Source organism: Novosphingobium aquae, assembly GCF_037572715.1.
GTDB classification, from domain to species: domain Bacteria; phylum Pseudomonadota; class Alphaproteobacteria; order Sphingomonadales; family Sphingomonadaceae; genus Novosphingobium; species Novosphingobium aquae.
The window spans coordinates 164,787-183,505 of sequence record NZ_JBBHJY010000009.1 but is presented as its reverse complement, the minus strand read 5'-3'; the positions used below and the strand labels follow the sequence as shown (position 1 = coordinate 183,505).

15 protein-coding genes are annotated in these 18,719 nt (G+C 65.1%); 5 read left to right on the top strand and 10 right to left on the bottom strand.

The features are described from left to right. Genes WG900_RS16790 through WG900_RS16770 form a run of 5 tightly spaced genes read right to left on the bottom strand, consistent with a single transcriptional unit; the run spans position 1 to position 4,012 of the window. Positions 1-825 (bottom strand): urea amidolyase associated protein UAAP1, encoded by an 825-nt coding sequence (locus WG900_RS16790; RefSeq protein ID WP_339968954.1) that lies wholly within the window; start codon positions 823-825, stop codon positions 1-3. Further along, positions 822-1,289 (bottom strand): CopG family ribbon-helix-helix protein, encoded by a 468-nt coding sequence (locus tag WG900_RS16785; RefSeq protein WP_339968952.1) that lies wholly within the window; start codon positions 1,287-1,289, stop codon positions 822-824. The genes WG900_RS16790 and WG900_RS16785 overlap by 4 nt, the downstream gene beginning before the upstream one ends. Further along, complete coding sequence (locus WG900_RS16780) at positions 1,286-2,065, bottom strand: ABC transporter ATP-binding protein (protein ID WP_339968950.1); 780 nt, start codon at positions 2,063-2,065, stop codon at positions 1,286-1,288. Before WG900_RS16780 ends, WG900_RS16785 begins: the two co-directional genes overlap by 4 nt. Beyond that, positions 2,062-2,877, bottom strand: coding sequence for an ABC transporter permease (locus WG900_RS16775; protein ID WP_339968948.1), 816 nt, complete (start codon positions 2,875-2,877; stop codon positions 2,062-2,064). Before WG900_RS16775 ends, WG900_RS16780 begins: the two co-directional genes overlap by 4 nt. A gap of 40 nt (positions 2,878-2,917) precedes the next feature. Continuing rightward, positions 2,918-4,012, bottom strand: a complete 1,095-nt coding sequence (locus WG900_RS16770) for a putative urea ABC transporter substrate-binding protein (protein WP_339968946.1) — start codon at positions 4,010-4,012, stop codon at positions 2,918-2,920. Positions 4,013-4,772: 760 nt separating this feature from the next. On the opposite strand from WG900_RS16770, the gene WG900_RS16765 reads away from it, so the two are divergent. The 5 genes from WG900_RS16765 to WG900_RS16745 all read left to right on the top strand — a co-directional run bounded on the left by WG900_RS16765 (position 4,773) and on the right by WG900_RS16745 (position 14,996). Then, positions 4,773-7,196, top strand: coding sequence for a TonB-dependent receptor (locus WG900_RS16765; RefSeq protein ID WP_339968945.1), 2,424 nt, complete (start codon positions 4,773-4,775; stop codon positions 7,194-7,196). Positions 7,197-7,310: 114 nt separating this feature from the next. Next, positions 7,311-8,198, top strand: a complete 888-nt coding sequence (locus WG900_RS16760; RefSeq protein WP_339968943.1) for an MBL fold metallo-hydrolase — start codon at positions 7,311-7,313, stop codon at positions 8,196-8,198. Positions 8,199-8,345: 147 nt separating this feature from the next. Beyond that, a complete protein-coding gene (locus WG900_RS16755; RefSeq protein WP_339968942.1) occupies positions 8,346-10,559 on the top strand; it encodes a BamA/TamA family outer membrane protein in 2,214 nt (737 codons plus the stop codon). Then, positions 10,559-14,794, top strand: a complete 4,236-nt coding sequence (locus tag WG900_RS16750) for a translocation/assembly module TamB domain-containing protein (protein ID WP_339968940.1) — start codon at positions 10,559-10,561, stop codon at positions 14,792-14,794. Before WG900_RS16755 ends, WG900_RS16750 begins: the two co-directional genes overlap by 1 nt. Before the next feature lie 25 nt (positions 14,795-14,819). After that, the gene (locus WG900_RS16745) at positions 14,820-14,996 is read left to right on the top strand and encodes a hypothetical protein (protein ID WP_339968938.1); all 177 of its coding nucleotides are present in this window, start codon (positions 14,820-14,822) and stop codon (positions 14,994-14,996) included. A gap of 10 nt (positions 14,997-15,006) precedes the next feature. Here WG900_RS16745 and WG900_RS16740 read toward each other — a convergent pair whose 3' ends face one another. The 5 genes from WG900_RS16740 to WG900_RS16720 all read right to left on the bottom strand — a co-directional run bounded on the left by WG900_RS16740 (position 15,007) and on the right by WG900_RS16720 (position 18,691). Next, the gene (locus WG900_RS16740) at positions 15,007-15,246 is read right to left on the bottom strand and encodes a hypothetical protein (RefSeq protein ID WP_339968937.1); all 240 of its coding nucleotides are present in this window, start codon (positions 15,244-15,246) and stop codon (positions 15,007-15,009) included. 16 nt (positions 15,247-15,262) lie between these two features. Then, entirely contained in the window at positions 15,263-15,601 is a 339-nt protein-coding gene (locus WG900_RS16735; protein WP_339968936.1) for a hypothetical protein, read from the bottom strand. Between the two features lie 53 nt (positions 15,602-15,654). Continuing rightward, complete coding sequence (locus WG900_RS16730) at positions 15,655-17,124, bottom strand: ATP-binding protein (protein WP_339968934.1); 1,470 nt, start codon at positions 17,122-17,124, stop codon at positions 15,655-15,657. Between the two features lie 68 nt (positions 17,125-17,192). Continuing rightward, positions 17,193-17,930 carry a FadR/GntR family transcriptional regulator gene (locus WG900_RS16725; RefSeq protein WP_339968932.1) on the bottom strand — a complete coding sequence of 246 codons (738 nt, stop codon included), beginning with the start codon at positions 17,928-17,930 and terminating at the stop codon, positions 17,193-17,195. Next, the gene (locus WG900_RS16720; RefSeq protein WP_339968930.1) at positions 17,927-18,691 is read right to left on the bottom strand and encodes a helix-turn-helix transcriptional regulator; all 765 of its coding nucleotides are present in this window, start codon (positions 18,689-18,691) and stop codon (positions 17,927-17,929) included. The genes WG900_RS16725 and WG900_RS16720 overlap by 4 nt, the downstream gene beginning before the upstream one ends. Positions 18,692-18,719: the final 28 nt, after the last annotated feature.

Genomic DNA, 18,719 nt, shown 5'->3' with positions numbered 1-18,719 from the left:
TTAACGGCGGTAATAGTCGTCGACGTTCTCGAAGGCGCGCAGGCCTTCGGGCGTCGCATTGCGGATAGCGTCGTGTGCGGGCGTGACTGGCCCGCGCCACGCCGTTGCGCGCAGCGGGGTCACGGTCCAATCCGCGCGCGGATCGAGCACGTGCGGGCAGTTGGCGATCACCGCGATCACGTCCATCTCGGCGCGCAGGATCACGCTGCGGCCCGGCTCGTACGGCCCGACAAGCGGCGTGATCGTGCCGTCCGCTTCGATCCGCGTGCCTTTGAACAGGTTGACGCAGGGATGGACGTCACGGCGCGTCAGGCCATGCTTGGCCGCGCCGAGCAGCAGGCGATCCCGGCCGTTGGGATGCGGCCCGCTGTTCGATCCGTCGCCATATTTCGCGCCATTGGTCGCCGCGTTCGAGGCGCCGCAAAAGGTGTCGTGCGTGCCGGCGCTGTCCTCGGTGATCGACATCAGCACCCGGCCCATGTCGGACAGCAGCAGCTTGCCCGCGCCAATATAGGCGTTCCACTGGATCTTGACCGTATCGGCGACATTGAGCCGCTCGGTCGGCATTTCGGCATTGAACAGCAGAAGCGAGGCGCAGGCATCGCCCTGCACGTCGATCAGCCGCAGCCGCGCGCCGCGGGCCAGCCGCCGGGTGGCATAGCCGCCCGCCGCGATGGTCTCTTCCCACAGCAGGTCGGCGGGCGAGGCCTCTTCCGGCAGATCGTCGGCGATCGGCGGCAGGACCGGCATGGCCTCGACCACGGTTCCGGCCATGCGCCGCGCGTGATCGCGGGCAGCCAGCGGATTGGCGAGCACTTCGCTCATGCAGCGGCTCCCTTTTCGGATCCGTCCTGCTCGTAAAGCGGGGGCAACAGGGCGGTGGTGGTGACCAGTTGCAGCTGGTGCACGCCGCGCACCCGGCGCAGCGCGTCGCACAGTTCCTTGAGCAAGGACGCCGGCCCCTGAACCAGCAGGACCTCAAGCGACTGATCGTCCTCAAGAAAGACGTGCTGCGAGGAAATCACTTCCCGCAGGTAGTCGGCCTGGGTCTGGGCCAGCTGATGGCGCACCCGCCCGCGATCGCCGCGATAGACAATGGTGATCGTGCCGGCGAGCATCTCGTCAGGCCGCGTATAGGCTTCGTGCTCGGCCAGCGCATGACGGATCAGCTCGGCAATCAGCTGTGATCGCGATGGTAGGCCGCGCTCCTCGACCATCATGTCGAGCTGCCGGAACAGTTCGCCCGGCAGGCTCATGCTGAGTCGGGCGAGACTGGTTGTTTCGCTCATGCCCCAATCCTCTCTTCCATTTTTTCAGTTTCTCCAGCCGATTTGCCTGCGCCATTCCGGCGCAGCGGCAGATCATAGACAGCGGTCGCGCCAAAGCGGTGCGGCGCGTGCGGATCGTGTCGCCACTTGTCGAGCGCAAGCACCCGGGTGCCGAGGCTGAAGGCCTCCTGGATGTCGTGCGTGACCATGATGACGGTCAGCGAATATTCCTGCCACAGCCGGCGGATCAGCACGTGCATGTCCGCCCGGATGCCGGGATCGAGCGCGCCGAAGGGCTCGTCGAGGAGAAGGATGCGCGGTCGCTTGATCAGGGCCTGTGCGATCGCCAGCCGCTGCTGCATGCCGCCCGACATCTGCGCGGGGTGGATATGCAGACTGTCACCCAGGCCAACGGCATCGAGCATCGCGGCGGCTTCGGCTTCGGCGGCGCGCCGGGCCGGGCCGAACAGCCGCGCCAGCAGTGGCGCCTTTTCGCATTCGAGCCCGAACACCGTGTTGCGCAGGACTGACAGGTGCGGAAACACCGAATAGCGCTGGAACACCACCCCCCGGTCGGGTCCGCATTCGGGTGCCAGCGGCGCTCCATCGAGCAGGATGGTCCCGCGCGTCGGCGCTTCCTGGCCAAGGATGATGCGCAGCAGGCTGGACTTGCCGGCGCCTGATGGCCCGATGATCGAGACGAAGGATCCGGCCTCGACATCAAGGTCCATCTGTTCGAGCACGACCTTGTCGCCGTATTCGACCCAGACGTTCTGGAGGGAAAGCAGCGCGCTCATCGGCCCGCCTCGTGTGCCCAGCAAAACATGCGGCGGCTGAGCGCCAGCAGGGCCACGTCCATGATGATCGCCAGCAAGGCAATCCACGCGACGTAGGGGATGATCACGTCCATCGACAGATAACGGCGGACGAGGAAAATCCGGTAGCCCAGCCCGACATCGGAGGCGATCGCCTCGGCCGAGATCAGGAATACCCATGCCGGACCCAGAGCCAGACGCATCGCGTGGAGCAGGCGCGGCATGGCTTGCGGCAAGGCGACCCGGATGATGATCTGCCATGAATTTGCCCCCAGCGTCTGCGCCTTGACGATCTGTTCGCGCGGCAGGGCGGCGACATGGGCCATGATGTCGCGGACCATGACCGGGGTGATGCCGATGACGATCAGCGCGATCTTCGCGGTCTCTCCAAGGCCAAGCGCGATGAACAGGATCGGCAGCAGGGCGATCGGCGGGATGACGGCGATCCCGGTCACCAAGGGGCTGAAAGTCGCGCGCACGGTCGGCAGGACACCGAGGATGAGGCCAACGACCAGCGCGGTCAGCGTCGCGATGCCGAGCCCGATGCCGAGCCGGTAAAGGCTCGCCCCGGTATCCGCCCAGAACAGCAGCTTGCCGCTGAGTTGGTCGGGCACGAACAGCAGCGAGGACAGGGCCTGCGCCATGGCGCCGGGCAGCGGCAGGATCTTGTCGGCCGGATTGATGGCGTGGCGCTGCGCTGCGAAAAACAGGTAAAGCAGCACCAGCAGCAGGATCGGCAGCGCCCCGAGCAGGATGCCTTCCCCTCGTCGGACCTGGCGGTTTACCCAGCGCATACTGTCATCGTGCTTCGGCCAGAGTTCGCGTCAGGATCGCTCAGAGCTTGCCGTCTGCGGCGAGCTTCATGAAATTCTCGTCGAAGCGCAGCGTGACTTTCGCCGGATCGCCGAGGGTTTTTCCGCCCGGGAACGACATGCCGACCGCATCGGCGCTCGCCGCCCCCTTGAACAGGCCCTTGGTGAAGCTGAAATCACGCACCAGCTTCATGTTCTGCATCAGCGTGGGAGACGAGGTTGCCGCCACGGCTGCCTTCGGATCGTCATAGAGGAATGTCGTCGCCAGCTGGCTGTCAAAGTCCTCGGGCGTAGAGCCGGCCAGCTTGGCCATGGCGGCCCGCGCCGCCTTGCCTTGCGCGTCCTGCCGCTTCATCAGCGCGACGGTTTCGTACCAGATGCCGGCGAGCGCCTTGCCAAGGTTCGGATTGGCCTTGAGCGTGGCGGTATCGACGACCAGCAGATCTAGGATTTCGCCGGGGATCTGGGCCGAGCTGAAGACCTCCTTCACGCCTGCGCCACCCTTCATCACCGAAAGCTGCGGGTTCCAGGCGACGGCGGCTTTCGCATCGGGGCTGGAAAAGGCACCGACGATATCGGCGTCCGACGTGTTGATCGTCTTGACGTCGGCCGGTTGCAGGCCCGCCTTTTCAAGGCCGCGCGCCAGCAGGTAATGCGAGACGGAAAGCTCGACGAGATAGACCGACTGGCCCTTGATCGCGCTGAGGCCGCCCGCGCCCTTGAGGAGGATGCCGTCGTTGCCATTCGAATAATCGCCGACGATGATCGCACTGGTGTCCTTGCCGCCGGCCGCCGGGATGGTCAGCGCATCCATGTTGGCAAGGGTCACGCCGTCGAACTTGCCGGCCGTGTACTGGTTGACTGATTCTACGTAGTCATTGACCTGCACGATGTTGATCTTGATGCCGTACTTGTCGGCCCACTTCTTCACGATCCCGGACTGCTGGGCATAGGGCCAAGGCATCCATCCGGCATAGATCGACCAGCCGATGTTGAACTCGGTCTTGGGCTCTGTCGGAGCCTGCGTTGAAGGGGAACACGAGGCGAGCGCGAGCGCTCCTGCCATCAGCGCCATTCCACTCGTCCTGGCGATCAGCTTGCCAAATTTCGTGATCATGATTCGATCCCCTTTCGCACTGCAGCATTGCGCTGATCGAATCGCTTGTCCATCGAAAATATTACCTTTTGAACGTCTCGTAATATTTTTCTTGGGTAGGGGTATCAGGCGGCGAATCTGCCGGGTTGATGCTCACGGGCAGCCCGAATGATTGAGTGTCCAGCGAGAATCCTGACGTTTCCTGCCCCCTTGGCCCAACAACGTTACCGTACGAATCGGGTTGCGATTCGAAATTCATCGCCATCTGCTGAGGTGCATCGAACGGGGGCCAGCTCGAATCTGCAACCGGACCAGCACGCCACAAAACCTAAAAAAGCACGAATTTGTGCAGTGCAGCACGATTTGGAATCATACTGAGCAGGTGCGGAATTATTACGCTTGACGCATTCCGTAATATCCATACCTTGATCGTCGTCGCTCGATGAAGCGGCGAAACGAAGGGAAGCACATGCCGGCGCTCGCTGGCCGATAATGAGGGTTTCGTGGATCGTAGGCTGACCACCCGTAATGCCGCCAACGGCACCGCACCGGCACTCGTCGGGAGCGTCTGTCTGGCGAACCGGCTGGCCTTTCCATGGCACAATTCCAGACTGCATGAACCGGTTGGGGCCGTCCTACACGGCATCCCGAACCGCAGCATACCGAAGACGACGACAATCAGAACGACCGACAAGGTGCCGGCCTAGCTAAAGGGCCAGAGCGTCAACGGGGGGGATGTCACTTCAGGAAAGGCTCAAACCTCTTGGGGCCGGAGTGACTTATGAAACTTGTTCGCCACACTTTGCTTTGCGCAACCATGCTGATGGGCATGGGGACGACGCAGGCTTTTGCACAAACGGCTCCGGCTGAAGACACCGCGACCGAAGTCGGCGATGACGATGCGATTGTCGTCACCGCGACGCGTCGCGAGACATCGTTGCAGGACGCGCCGATCAACATCAGCGCGGTCAGCTCCGAAGACATCGAAAAGCAGCGCATTGACGACGTCAAGGGACTCGCGGCCTTCACGCCTGGCCTGACCGTCACCGATACCGGTCCGAAATCGACCGGCACGATCATCATGCGCGGTATCTCTTCTGCCGATACCAGCACGGTCGGTTCGAACTTCGACAACGCGGTCGGCGTCTACATGGGCGAAGTGCCGCTTTACCTTGATTTCAAGCTGCTCGACATCAGCCGCGTTGAAGTCCTTCAAGGCCCGCAAGGCACACTTTATGGCCTGGGAACTCTGGCTGGTGCGGTGCGCTACATGCCCAATCGCCCCAATTCGAGCGATTGGTCGATTGCCGCGCACATGCGCATGTTCGCCCAATCCGAGAGCTCCGATCCCGGCGTCAATGCGGACGCCACGATCAACATCCCGATCATTTCAGACCACATCGCCCTGCGCTCGACCGTCGGCTATTACGACAACCCGGGCTTCATCGATTACAACTACCTGCTGAGGACCCCCGGCATTTCCAACCCGCAGCCGGTGCGCGGCACCACCGCGGCTCAGGGCGGCTTCGGCACACAGGCCCAGCGCGACGCCAACTTCTATTCCAAGAAGGACCTCAACTACGAGCGCACCTTCACCACGCGCAACCAGTTGCTGCTGCAGCTCAATCCCGACTTCAAGGTCTACCTCACTTACGCGCATCAGCAGACCAAGACCGAAGGCGGCCAGTCGACCCAGGCCGGCGTGCTCGGTTCGGGTCCGTATGAATCCACCAAGCGCTACACTGAACCGACCAAGCGCGTTTCGGACCTGATGGCTGTCGAGACCAATTTCAACTTCGGCTTTGCCCAGCTCGTCGCCACGGCGGCCTGGACCAAGCAGACCTCCAACAACAAGGGCGACAACACCGACCTGCTGCTCGACCTTGACTATGGCTACGAAGCGTTCCCGACATTTTCCTCGTTCAACCAGTCGGTCAACGAATACCGCCAGTTCAACGGCGAAGTGCGCCTCGTATCAACCCACGGCGGGCCGCTCAGCTGGGTGATCGGCGGGTTCTACAACAACCTGCGCCGCAACCAGAACTACCAGGAATATACCCCTGGCATGGCCAACTTTTTCGGCGTTTTCCGCCCGGATGACCTCGAATACATTTCCTTCGTCAATACCAAGCTGAAGGAAAAGGCCGCCTACGGCGAAGCGACGTTCGAAATTTCGGACAAGTGGCAAGTCACCGGCGGCCTGCGTTACTTCAAATACGATGCCTTTGCCGAAGGCGGCACCGATACGCCGCTGACCGGCGGCGGTCGTCGGCGCACGCCTTATCCGCTGATCCAGTTTGACCCGAGCCGAATCAAGTCAGGTTCGACCGCAGCCGATGGCATGGTGTGGAAGGCCAACACCTCTTACAAGTTCAGCGACGACCTGATGACCTACTTCACCTACAGCACCGGCTATCGCACCGGCAACGTCAACCGCGTTGCCCCCTGCATCCTGCCGCTGCCCGCCGGTCAGAATGTCTGCGCCTTGCCCAACGAGCTGGCCTACGATCCGGACAAGACGCGCAATATGGAACTGGGTGTCCGCGCCTCGGTTCTGGACAAGCGCCTGCAGCTCACCGCATCGGTCTTCCATATCGACTGGACCGGGCTGCAGCTGCCTTCACAGACGGTCAATGGTGCCGTTGGCATCACGGTCAATGCCAACGATGCCGTATCGCAAGGCTTCGAGTTCACCGCCCGGGCGAAGATCACCTCAAACCTTAAGTTCCAGGCAACCTACTCCTACACCGATGCCCATCTGGTAGAGAATGCGCCGAACATCGTGTCGGACTCCACCCAGCCAGACGGCAAAGCCGATGCCTTCAAGGGCGACCGCCTGCCGGGTTCGACCAAGCATTCGGCGAGCGCGCAGATCTCGTACACCCAGCCGCTGAGCGACAGTACCGACATAGAGGCGACCTGGGCGACGACCTATACGGGCGATATCTACTCGCGCGTTGGTCTGCGCGGTAACGGCGAAGTGATCCCCGGATACACGACCCACCGGGCATCGCTGACCTACCACGGCGAGCACTTCGACGTTGGCCTCTATGCCGACAACATCTTCAACAAGTACGCGATCACCTCGATCGGCAACGACCGCAGCTCTTACAACGTGGTCCGCACCGGCGTGGTCGAACGCTATTACGCCACCGGCATCCTGACGCCGCGGCGCGTGGGCGTCGATTTCCGCTTCCGTTACTGACGAGACCTGCCGACTAAGGGGCCTGCCTGGGTGCAGGCCCCTTCCTTTTGACGGAAAGACGAAACCATGATGGCATTCTTTCCGGCGCAGTTCCGATTGAGTGCCACAAGCGCCATGTTGCGTGCAGCCACTGCCCTATTTCTCCTCGCCCCGGTTACCGCCCAAGCCGCGTCTCCGCCCCTGTTTGCCGAACGCTGGATCGGTGGCACGCTCGATCAGGAGCCGGTCACGCAGGTCCAGGCCCTGGACGCGGACACGTTCGTCATCCGGCAATCGATCAAGACCAATTTCGAGGCGCCCTTTCTCTATCTGCTGTTCGGGCGTGACAAGGCGCTGCTGATCGATAGCGGCGCGAAGGATGGCCAGATCCGGCCGACCGTTGACCGCCTTATCGCGGGCTGGCTGGCGGCGCGCGGGCGCAAGTCCATCCCGCTCGTCGTCGCGCACAGCCACAGCCACGGCGATCACGTTGCCGGCGATGCCGCATTCCGCGAGCGGGCAGACACCACTGTCGTCGGTCTCAAGCCAGCTGAGGTTGCCAGCTTCTTTGCCATCAAGTCATGGCCGGACGAGATCGCAAAATTCGACCTTGGCGGCCGCGCGCTCAGCATCATTCCCACGCCGGGGCACCAGTCAGCGGCGATCATGGTCTATGACCCCCGGCTCAAGATCCTGCTGTCGGGCGATACGCTGTATCCGGGCCGGCTCTACGTGCCGGTCAATTTCATGGCTGAAAATCGCGCCAGCATCGATCGGCTCGTCCGCTTTGCCGCGCGGCACCCGGTTCGCTGGGCGCTCGGCGCGCATATCGAGATGACCCGCACCCCCGGCAAGGACTATGGGCACGAGGCACCCAGCCATCCGGACGAACATGCGCTGGAACTTCCCGGGGCCAGCATTGGCCAGCTGCGGGCGGGTCTGAAAGCGCCGCTGGACAAGCCCGATGTCCCGCAAATCGGCCCGGACTTCATCATCATGCCAGTCGCGCCGCGACCGCAATAGCTGTTCCGCGCAACTCTAGAGAGCCCGCAGGACACCCGAATTATCTTACCGGGGGTTGGAACAATCTGAAAGCAGGTGCATTGCAACCGGGTCCGGCCCCTGCCGGACAGCGCCGTTGGCGCTCGAAAGCGAACACCGGCGGGCGGAATGACTTTGGGGCACACCCGGCTGTTAGCAATCTCGCTGCTTGCAGGCGCGGCGCATTTCGCCGTGCCGGTGGCCCGGGCCGCTCAGGCAATACCTCCAGCCGGTGGACCGATCACGGTTCCCGCGCCGCCGCCCGGGGCCAATTTGCCCGTCGCCGAGCCTATCGTTCCTGACGCCGAGTTCGAAAAGGCGATCCCCGCCATTTCGCCTGCCGACGATCCCGAGCTTTCGCGCCCGCTGGAATCGATCGATGAGTTCGAGCGACGGTTGGCCGCCCAGCAGCCCGGCGAAACGAACCCTGCACCCACCACGATTGCTGTCCCCGCCGCCGAGGCCGCAACGACCGCGCCTGCGCCAATCGGCAGCGCACCGGTCCGCGATGCCGAACTTGTGGCACCGCTCGCGCCGCTCGAAAGCTTCAAAGTCGAGCCGACCACTTTTGCCGAACCCGAGAAGGACACGCGCGATGTAGAAGTCGCCTACCTTGTCCAGGTCAACGGCCTTGGCGATGCTGCCGTGGCCGACGGGCTGGAGGGCAGGTTTAACGGTGCCTCGGCGCTGAAGGGCGGCAAGGGCAAGGCTGCGAACGCCGCGCAGGTTTCGAGCCGCGCCGGGGAAGACATTGTCCTCCTGAAAAAGCTGCTCGCCGCCGAAGGCTGGATGGACAGCCGCGTCACCAGCCGCATCGAACAGCCGCAGGCCGAAGCCGGCAAGCCCCTGACCGTAGTGTTCGATGTGGTGCCCGCAAAACGCTTCGCCTTCACCAGCGTGGAAATCGATGCCGCGCCGACTATCCCTGCCACGCTCATCCGCGACAATCTGGCCCTGCAGGTGGGCGAACCGGTGATCGCCGAACGCGTGCTGGGGGCAGAGGCAAAGGTGGCGCTGGCGCTGCCTGAGAACGGTTATCCTTTCGCCACCGTCGGCCAGCGCGACGTGCTGCTCGATCAGGACACCGGCGGGGCGGACTATACCCTGCCGGTCGCCGTTGGTGCGCGTGGCTCGTTCGGGGCGATTGTCAGCAGCGGCAAGGAGGCCTTTGGCGCATCCCATGTCGAGGTGCTCGCCCGATTCAAGCCTGGCGAACTTTACGACAGCCGCAAGGTCGATGACCTGCGCCAGGCGATGATCGCCACCGGCCTGTTCCGCTCCATCGGCGTGGAGCCGAAGGGCACCGGAAAGCCTGGATCGGACGGCACCGAAGTCGTCGATCTGGCAGTCCAGCAGGAAGCCGGCCCGCCGCGCGTGATCGCCGCCAGCGCCGGTTACAACACGGGTGAGGGCTTCCGCATCGAGGGCAGCTGGACGCACCGCAACCTGTTCCCGCCCGAAGGCGCGCTGATCGTCAGCGGCGTGGCGGGTACGCAGGAACAGGGCGCGGGCGTCACCTTCCGCCGCTCGAACGCGGGCCAGCGCGATCGCAGTTTCGAACTTGGGCTGGACCTCAACCATTCGAGTTACGACGCGTTCTCCGCCTATACCGGGCGGCTGGCGGCGCGGGTGAGTTATGACTCCACCCCGCTGTGGCAGAAGCGGCTGACCTTTGCCTATGGCGCTCAGATCATCGGCACGAACGAGAGCGTCTATGACTTCACGCTCGGCGCGCGGGAGCGGCGGACATACGCGATCGCCGGACTGACGGGGCAGATCGGGCTGGACACCACTGACAGCCTGCTCGACCCGAAGGAAGGCTTTCGCGTGACGGCGCTGGTCGAGCCCGAGGGGTCGCTGCAGCGCGGATTTTCCCCCTATGCGCGGGTTCAACTGGATGGCTCGGCCTACTACCCGGTTGGCAAGAACCTGGTCGTGGCAGGCCGGGTGCGCGTCGCTTCGATCCAGGGGGTTGACCTCGATGACCTCGCGCCATCGCGCCGGCTCTTTGCGGGCGGCGGCGGATCGGTGCGCGGCTTTGCCTATCAGCAGCTCGGGCCGCTCGATCCAGCAGGCGATCCCACCGGCGGGCGCAGCCTGAACGAGGCGGCGTTCGAAGTGCGTTACCGTTTCGGCGATTACGGCGTGGTCGCCTTTGCCGATGTCGGCCAGTCCTATGCGACCTCGCTTCCCGACTTCTCCAACCTGCGCGCCGGCGTAGGGCTGGGCGCGCGGCTCTATACCAATTTCGGGCCGATGCGCGTCGATCTGGCGATGCCGCTCGCGCGCCGGCCGGGTGAGGGCTGGCTCAACGTCTATGTCTCGATCGGGCAGGCCTTCTGATGGCAGCCGAAACGCCGCCCCTGCCTGAGAACGCGCCCGAGCAGGCCCCCCAGGCCGCTCGCCGACCGGTCCTGCGGCGGGCCTTGCGCTGGGCGGCGGTTGGACTGGCGGCGCTGGTCCTGCTCGCCGCTGCGCTGGTGGTCTGGGTGAACAGCGGGCCGGGGCGCGGTTATGTCGCCCGGCAGATTTCGGGCACGACCTTCGCCAATGGCTTGCGAATCAGCGTCGGCCGGATCGAAGGTTCGCTCTATGGCAAGGCGCGGCTGGTAGATGTTGTTGCCTATGATACCCGCGGCGCCTTCCTGCGCGCGCCGGTGATCGAGGTCGATTGGCGGCCGCTCGACTATCTGAAGAATCACATCAACCTGCGCTCGGCCAGCGCCGCCGAAGTGGTGTTGATGCGAGTGCCCGCGTTCAAGCCGTCAACCCGTGCCGGGCCGCTCCTGCCCGATCTTGATATCGACATCGGCGCGCTGCGAATTGACCGGCTGGTCTCCGAAGCCGCCGTCTCGGGCGAGCGGCGCGAACTGAGGCTTGTCGGAAACGCCCGGATCGCCGACCGCCGCGCGCGGCTGGCTGCACAGGCCGTCACCATCGCCGCGCCGGGCGGGCTTGCGGGTGACCGGCTCGACCTCGTGCTTGATGCCGTGCCCGAGGCAAACCGGCTCGCGCTGAAACTGTCGCTCGACGCGCCCAAGGGCGGAGTGATCGGCGCGCTAGCGGGGATCAGCGAAACGCTGTCGCTGAAGCTCGACGGTGCAGGCGACTGGGCCGCGTGGAACGGCGCGTTCAATGCCGATCTTGCCGGTAAACCGTTCGCCCGCCTCGCCCTGAGCGCGCGCGATGGGACCTTCGCGGTCAAAGGCCCGGCGGAACTCGGCCGCCTGCTCGGCGGCGTGCCGGCCGTCCTGCTTGACGCCACTACCCAGATGGACCTGACTGCCAAGCTCGAGCGCCGCCGCGCCGCGCTGTCAGGCTCGCTGCGCTCAGCGGCGCTTTCGATCACCCCGAACGGTATCGCCGATTTCACCGATAACACCTTCGACGACCTCAAGCTCGACATCCTGCTGCTGCGCCCCGCCGCGCTCGCGCCCAACCTGTCGGGCCGCGCGCTGCGGGCTCAGCTGACGCTGAACGAAGCCTTCGCCCGGCCGAAGGTGGATTACCGCCTGCAAGCGGGGCAGCTCACCATCAGCACTGTCGTGCTGAATGGCCTCGACGCCAACGGGACCGCGCGGATCGATGGGCGGCAGGCGATCGTGCCGGTTGCGGCGCGGGTCGCGCGGATCGAAGGGCTGGATGCGGTGGCAGGCGGCAGGCTCGACAATGTCCGGCTGGCCGGCGACCTTGCCTTTGACGGCACGCGCATTCTTTCCGACAACATGAAAATCCGCTCCGACCGGATCGATGCCAAAGCGGTACTCCTCGCCGATACCGCGCGCGGGCTCTATACCGGGGCCTTCGAAGGCCGCATCAATCGCTATGTCGTCGATAGCGTCGGCATTTTCGCGGTCAGCACCACGGCGGACCTCAAGCGTACGGGGCAGGGCTTTGTGCTGACCGGCACCGTGCGCGCGCGTTCGACCAGTCTGGTCAATCCGGCAGTGCGCGATTTTCTCGGCGGCAACGCCTCGGGATCGAGCCAGCTGCTCTATGGACCTGATGGCATTGTCCGCTTCTCGCGCCTGCGGGTTTCGGCGCCGGAATTGCAGGTTTTCGATGGCCGGGGCACCTATGCGCCCGGCGGCGCGATCAATCTCACCGCCTCGGGCCGCTCGGTCCGCTATGGCCCGCTGGCGATCGAACTGACTGGATCGCTCGACAAGCCGCGCGCCATTCTGCTCGCCGGTAGTCCCGGCTTCGGCATCGGCCTTGCCGGCGTACGCGCCGAGATTATCGGCAATCAGGGCGGCTATCGTTTCAACGCCACCGGCAGCACCGATTACGGACCGCTGACCGCCGACGTCACCCTGCTGCAGGGCAAGCGGCTGGCGCTGCAGGTCAACCGCGGCGATCTGGCGGGCATCGGCTTCACTGGCCGGGCGGAACGCAGCGCGGCGGGGCCGTTCACCGGCACCTTCAATGCCGAGGGCCGTGGCCTGACCGGCATCGTCCGCCTTGCCCCGGCAGGCCGCTATCAGGAAGCGCTGGTCAACCTGCGGGCGAAAGACACTGTCCTGCCGGGTCCCGCCAATCTCGCGGTCGGAGCGGCCATCGTTGATGCCCGCGTGGTGCTGTATGATCGCCCGCTGGTGGTCGCCGACGTGCAACTGGCGCAGACCCGCATCCGCAGCCTGAACCTCGCCGCCGCGCGCGCGCAGGTGAATTATCAGGACGGGCGGGGACAGGCGAAATTCCTGATCGAAGGCACCAGCGGCGTGCCGTTCCGCCTTGCCGGCAATGCCGAACTCCAGCCCAGCCTGTGGCGCGTTGCGCTGGATGGACGGGTGCGTGGCACCTCGGTGCGCACCGCCAGCCCGGCGCGGATCGTGCCATCGAAGGCGGGCTACGAACTGCTGCCCAGCCGCTTTGATTTCGGCAGCGGATCGGTGCGGCTGGCGGGCAAATACGGCACCGGCCTGACGATCGAGAGCCGCATGGACCGCTTCGACATGGCCCTGCTCAATGCTTTCTATCCCGGCTACAACATCGGCGGAAAGGCCACCGGCAGCCTCGATTTTGCCCAGGCCAATCCCGGTGCCTTCCCGCGCGCTGATGCGCGGCTGTCAATTGACGGTTTCACGCGCACGACATCGACCATGGTCAGCCAGCCGGTCGACGTGAACTTCGTTGGCACCCTGCTTGCCGATGGCGGCGAGGGACGCGCGGTGATCCGCCGCCGGGGGACCGTGATCGGCCGTCTCAATGCCTCGCTGCGCCCGCTGGGTCCCGGCGCGGGCGACTGGGTTTCGCGGGTGACGGCGGCCCCTCTGGGCGGCGGCATCCGCTATAATGGTCCGGCGGAAACGCTGTGGTCCTTTGTCGGGCAATCCGGGCAGAGCCTGTCAGGACCCATAGCCGTGGGCGCGGACTTTTCCGGGCGACTGCGCGAGCCGCAACTGCGCGGCATCGTGCACGGCGATGGGCTGACTTATGAGAACGGAATCTACGGCACGCGCCTGACAGGGATGACGCTCAATGGGCGCTTTGCCGGCGACCGCCTCGAGGTGGACCGGCTTGAAGCCGCTGCCGGGGCGGGCAAGCTTTCGGGCAAGGGCTATCTCAGCCTTGCTGCGGCCGCGGGCTATCCGATGGATATGGCCTTCGATCTCGACAACGCGCAGATCGCCCGCGGCTCTGCGCTCTCGTCATCCGCCACGGGCAAGCTGCGGCTGAGCAAAAGCGCCGGGGAAACGGCGCTGGTATCGGGCCGGCTGGCGCTGTCGGAAACCCGCTATGAACTGGTGCGGCAGGGATCGGCTGACGTGCCCGAGCTGAGCGGCGTGCGCTTCAAACCGCCGCGTGGCCGGCTGCGGGTCACCGGCAATGAACCGGCTCCCCCCGTTGGCAGTCCCTTTGCTGCCCTGCGGCTCGACATAGCGCTGTCCACCCCTAACCAGCTGTTTGTCACCGGCATGGGTCTGGACAGCGAATGGGGCGCGGACCTGCGGGTGCGGGGCACGAATGCGGCGCCGCTGGTCACTGGCGACATCACCCTTGTGCGCGGCAATCTGGGCTTTGCCGGGCGCCAGTTCGACCTGCAGGAAGGGCGGCTGCTCTACACCGGCGGGCCGCTTGGCGATCCGCAGATCGTGCTGTCTGCCAGTGAGGACATCGATGATGTCGCGGTTACCGTCAACGTGGGCGGCCGCGCGCTCAATCCGCAGATAACTTTCAGCTCCAGCCCTGCCCTGCCTGGAGACGAGGTGCTGTCGCGCATCCTGTTCGGCAGTTCGCTGGGGCAGCTTTCGCCGCTGCAGGGCTTGCAACTCGCGGCGTCGCTAAACAGTCTGCGCGGCGGCGGGGGTGGGCTCAACCCGCTGGGCAAGCTGCGCGCGGCGACCGGCATTTCGCGCCTGCGCATCCTGTCCGCCGATGAAAAGACCGGGCGCGGCACGGCCATTGCCGCCGGGCGCTACATTACGAACAATGTCTATCTCGAGCTCATCACCGACGCGCGCGGCTTTACCGCGACGCAGATCGAGGTCAGTCTGAGCAAGGCCTTGTCGCTGCTCAGTCAGGCCGGCGGTTCGGGAGGAACGAACGTGAACCTGCGCTATCGCAAGCGGTATTGAGATGCGGCTCGCTTGTGCCTTCGCCGTGCTGCTCGCCCTTGCGGGTTGCAAGCAGGAGCCATCGTTCGACGAACGCTTTGATGCCGCTCAAAAGACGCTTGAGGCGAAGGCCAAGGCTATCGATCAGGAATTGTCCGTGGCCGCCAGCGAGGGATCTGCGGTTGCGGCTGGCGAGTCTGGCAGTCCGGCGACTGGCGAATAGCCCTTCAAGGCTAGCCGCCCTTGCCAGCGCCGATCTGGCTTTGCGCTGCCTTCGCTTCGGCGGCCAGCAGGCTCAGCGCCTTGGCCGTATCGTCCAGCAGGCTGTCACTGATCGGCTTTTCGCCATTGATGAAGCGACGAATTGCGCGTTCATCGATGCCAAGTCGCCGCGAGGTGGCCGGAATGCCGCCAAAGACCTGCACGCAGTGCGCGAAGAGGTCTTGCGACGACTGTGATGATAGCCCGGTCATTGTTTTCGATCCAGTATCAGCGCTGCTTCTTCGCCAGCGGGGCGGTGAAGTCAGGGTCCTTGTTTGCCACCCAGTCGACGAATTTGCGGATGGGCGGGTTGGCCAGCAGGCCATCGACATCAAGCCCGTAGCGCTGCAATTCCGAATTGGTGAAGTTGGTGATCAGCGTCTGCTGGCAGATCGGGTGCATCGGCACGACATCGCGCCCGCCCCGGCTTTTGGGAACCGGATGGTGCCAGACGATGGTCTTGCCGGTTGGACGGCCGCACAGCCAGCAGTTCACGACCTCGACGGGCGTTTCTTCCTCACGGTCAAGGTCGCCGTAGGGATCGCGTTTGTTGTGTTTGCGGGCCATGTGTCTGCCTTACCTAGCTGAACCGAGCCCCGGCGACAATCGCACCGGCACCTTCACGCCTCGAGCGGTTCGGTGGCGAAGCCGAGTTCGGGGATCGAGACGGATCGCCGGCCGCTGAAATCGTTGCGCACCACGATCAGGCCAAGTCGTTCGTAATGGTCGAGCAGGCGGCGGATGCGTCCTTGCGAATTGGTGCCGTAAACCCGCGCCAGTTCATCGTCGCCGGGGCACGGCAAGCCATCCTGCGCGGCGCGGGCGATGACGAGGAACGGGGCGAGCAGGTCATCGGACAGCACGGAGGACACGCGCAGAATATCGCGCCACGCCTCGCTGGTCTGGTCCTGCACGCCGGCCACAGCCATGGCAAAGCGGCGGCGGAACTGGTGCATGTCGACATGGCCGGCGGTCAGCCGCTGCATCCGGCAGCGTACGGTGAAATCCTGAAACAGCTTGGCCTGGGGCTGAAAGGTGTTGCCATCCTCGGCCGCCATTTCGAGCAGGATCGATGAAACTGCCGCCTCGATCTCCTCGGCTGATCGCACGAAGGCCGGGGCCGGCTCTGGCAGATCCTCAGGCCCGGGCGCATGGCCGGTGATTTGTTCGATCAGCGCTTCGGCAGCGGGCTGGGGGGCTGGGCGGAGAGGTTCAGGCGGGGCAGCTGGATCGAGATGCAGGTCTGCGTGCAGCAGGGCGTGCAATTCGTCCGGCATGGCATTGGGCGGCGGCACCATCTTTTGCATGACGACCTTGGCGCCGGTGCGCACCGCGCCGATCCGCACCGCCACCGGCCGCCGGCTGATCGCCGGGCCAAGGCCAAGGAACTGCCCGCGCGCCAGATCGCGGATCTGCTCGGCCTGCCGGCGCTCCATGCCGAGCAGGTCGGCGGCGCGCGCCATGTCGATATCGAGGAAGGTGCGGCCCATCAGGAAATTCGATGCCTCGGCCGCGACGTTCTTCGCCAGCTTGGCCAGCCGCTGCGTGGCGACAATCCCGGCCAGCCCGCGCTTGCGGCCCCGGCACATCAAGTTGGTCATGGCCGCCAGACTGAGCCGCCGCGCCTCGTCGCTGACCTCGCCGGCGGCGGCGGGGGCGAACAGCTGCGCCTCGTCGACCACGACCAGCGCTGGGAACCACTGCTCATGCGGGGCATCGAACAGGGCCGACAGGAACAGCGCGGCGCAGCGCATCTGGCCTTCGATCTCCAGCCCGTCGAGCGCCAGCACGACCGAGGCGCGGTGCTGGCGGATGCGCGAGGCCAGCCGGATCAGCTCGGGCGGGGAATAGGCCGCGCCATCGATGACGATGTGGCCGAAGACGTCGGCCAGCGTGACAAAGTCGCCCTCGGGATCGATGACGATCTGCTGGATGATCGCGGCGCTTTCCTCAAGCAAGCGGCGCAGCAGGTGCGATTTGCCCGAGCCGCTGTTGCCCTGCACCAGCAAGCGGGTGGCGAGCAGTTCTTCGACGTCAAGGGTGATCGGCTGGTCGTTCTGGTCGACGCCGATTTGGATGGCTGCGCTCACCGGGGGGTGACTAGAGGCTTGCGGAGATTCGCGCCAAGCGTCCGGGCATTGTTTTCCAGAGCTTTGCGTCAGGCGGGATCCTGCTGGGCCTTTATCATGTCGCCGATGCTGGCATCGAAGTGCCGGTCCATCGCCTTGACGGCCGCGTCTGCATCGCCTTCGGCAATGGTGCGGGCGATTTCTCGGTGGAGGTTCAGCATGTCGATGCGCTCCTGCTCGGTCTGGCGGGTCTGCCAGGCCTTCGGCACGGCGACGTCCATCAACAGCCCGAACGAGCGCACGATCTGGAGGTAGAGCGGATTACCACTGGCCATGGCGATCGACTGGTGCAGGCGGATGTCCGCCGCTGCCAGCCGTACCGGATCATTGTGCGAGGCGGACATTTCATCGACCGCGGCCAGAATCCCGGCGGCCTGTTCATCGGTTCGGTTGAGCGCGGCGAGTTCGACCGTGCGCAGTTCAAGCGCGCGCCGCACGTCCCATACGTCGGACACCTTGATCTGCGAGGTCGCCACGCCGTGATCGAACGAGCTGGCCATGACCAGCCCGTCGAGCGCCGCCACCCGCGCGCGGCGGCCATTGGCAACGTCGATCTGGCGCAGCGCGGCGAGCGCTCCGAACGCCTCGCGCATCACCGCGCGGCTGACGCCGAACTCGGCCGCGAAGGTGCCTTCGCTGGGCAGCGGTGAGCCGACCGTCAGGTCATTGGCGCGGATGTAGCTGCGGATGCGGGCGATGGTCTGATCGACCAGCGATCCGGCAAGCGGAGAAGTGTCGGCCAGAGGCGAAGTGCCGGCAGGGTTCATGCTGCGATCGCTCCCTGGCGAAGCTGGCTCGGCGCTGCGCCGAACCGGCGATTGAATGCCCGCGTGAAGCTGGCATTGTTGAGATAGCCGCAGCGATAGGCAATCGTCGAGACCGGCAGTTCCGAAACCAGCAGCAATTCGCGCGCAGCCAGCAAGCGGTTGTCGGACAGGCGATCAGCCACCGAGCAGCGGTAGAGCGCCCGGAACCCGCGCGCCAGCTTGTCACGGTTGAGCCCGCAGGCGCGCGCGATGCTGTCGAGCGTCAGCTTCTCGCTCCAGCGTTCGTCGATCAACTGCCGGGCGCGGGCGATGCGGGCGGCGTCGACTTCGTTCAGCAGGCTGGCCGCATCGAGCGGGACTGCCTCGCCTCGGGCCAGTAGGGTGAAGGTCTGGCACAGCAGTTCGATGCACCGGGCAAGCCGCAACGTATCGCGCACGGCCTCGGCCTCATTGCCGTCACGGATCATAACGGCGAGCCCGCGCAGCGAGCGGGGCAGGTGCCAGTCTGCATCGGCGGCAGGCAATTGCCCGAACAGGCGGACACAGGCCGCCGGATCTACGGCCAGCACGATGTCGCCGTCAGCCAGCGCATCGGCACTCTCGGCAGAGCTGCGATAGGACAGGAAGGGCAGCGAATCCTCGCTGCCGCAGGTGTAGGCGAGGAGCAGCCACTCTTCTGGCCATGCCGCCGGGTCCAATGCGCCCGGGCCGCAGAAGGCCAGCATTTCCGGCGATACGTCTATGCGGTGCTTGTTGGTCACGGCGGGGCATCCTGCGCTGCAATGGACG

Excerpts from the sequence above, each read along its gene's own strand:
- WG900_RS16790 (WP_339968954.1), bottom strand. The coding sequence starts at position 825 with ATGAGCGAAGTGCTCGCCAATCCGCTGGCTGCCCGCGATCACGCGCGG.
- WG900_RS16785 (WP_339968952.1), bottom strand. The coding sequence starts at position 1,289 with ATGAGCGAAACAACCAGTCTCGCCCGACTCAGCATGAGCCTGCCGGGC.
- WG900_RS16780 (WP_339968950.1), bottom strand. The coding sequence starts at position 2,065 with ATGAGCGCGCTGCTTTCCCTCCAGAACGTCTGGGTCGAATACGGCGAC.
- WG900_RS16775 (WP_339968948.1), bottom strand. The coding sequence starts at position 2,877 with ATGCGCTGGGTAAACCGCCAGGTCCGACGAGGGGAAGGCATCCTGCTC.
- WG900_RS16770 (WP_339968946.1), bottom strand. The coding sequence starts at position 4,012 with ATGATCACGAAATTTGGCAAGCTGATCGCCAGGACGAGTGGAATGGCG.
- WG900_RS16765 (WP_339968945.1), top strand. The coding sequence starts at position 4,773 with ATGAAACTTGTTCGCCACACTTTGCTTTGCGCAACCATGCTGATGGGC.
- WG900_RS16760 (WP_339968943.1), top strand. The coding sequence starts at position 7,311 with ATGTTGCGTGCAGCCACTGCCCTATTTCTCCTCGCCCCGGTTACCGCC.
- WG900_RS16755 (WP_339968942.1), top strand. The coding sequence starts at position 8,346 with ATGACTTTGGGGCACACCCGGCTGTTAGCAATCTCGCTGCTTGCAGGC.
- WG900_RS16750 (WP_339968940.1), top strand. The coding sequence starts at position 10,559 with ATGGCAGCCGAAACGCCGCCCCTGCCTGAGAACGCGCCCGAGCAGGCC.
- WG900_RS16740 (WP_339968937.1), bottom strand. The coding sequence starts at position 15,246 with ATGACCGGGCTATCATCACAGTCGTCGCAAGACCTCTTCGCGCACTGC.
- WG900_RS16735 (WP_339968936.1), bottom strand. The coding sequence starts at position 15,601 with ATGGCCCGCAAACACAACAAACGCGATCCCTACGGCGACCTTGACCGT.
- WG900_RS16725 (WP_339968932.1), bottom strand. The coding sequence starts at position 17,930 with ATGAACCCTGCCGGCACTTCGCCTCTGGCCGACACTTCTCCGCTTGCC.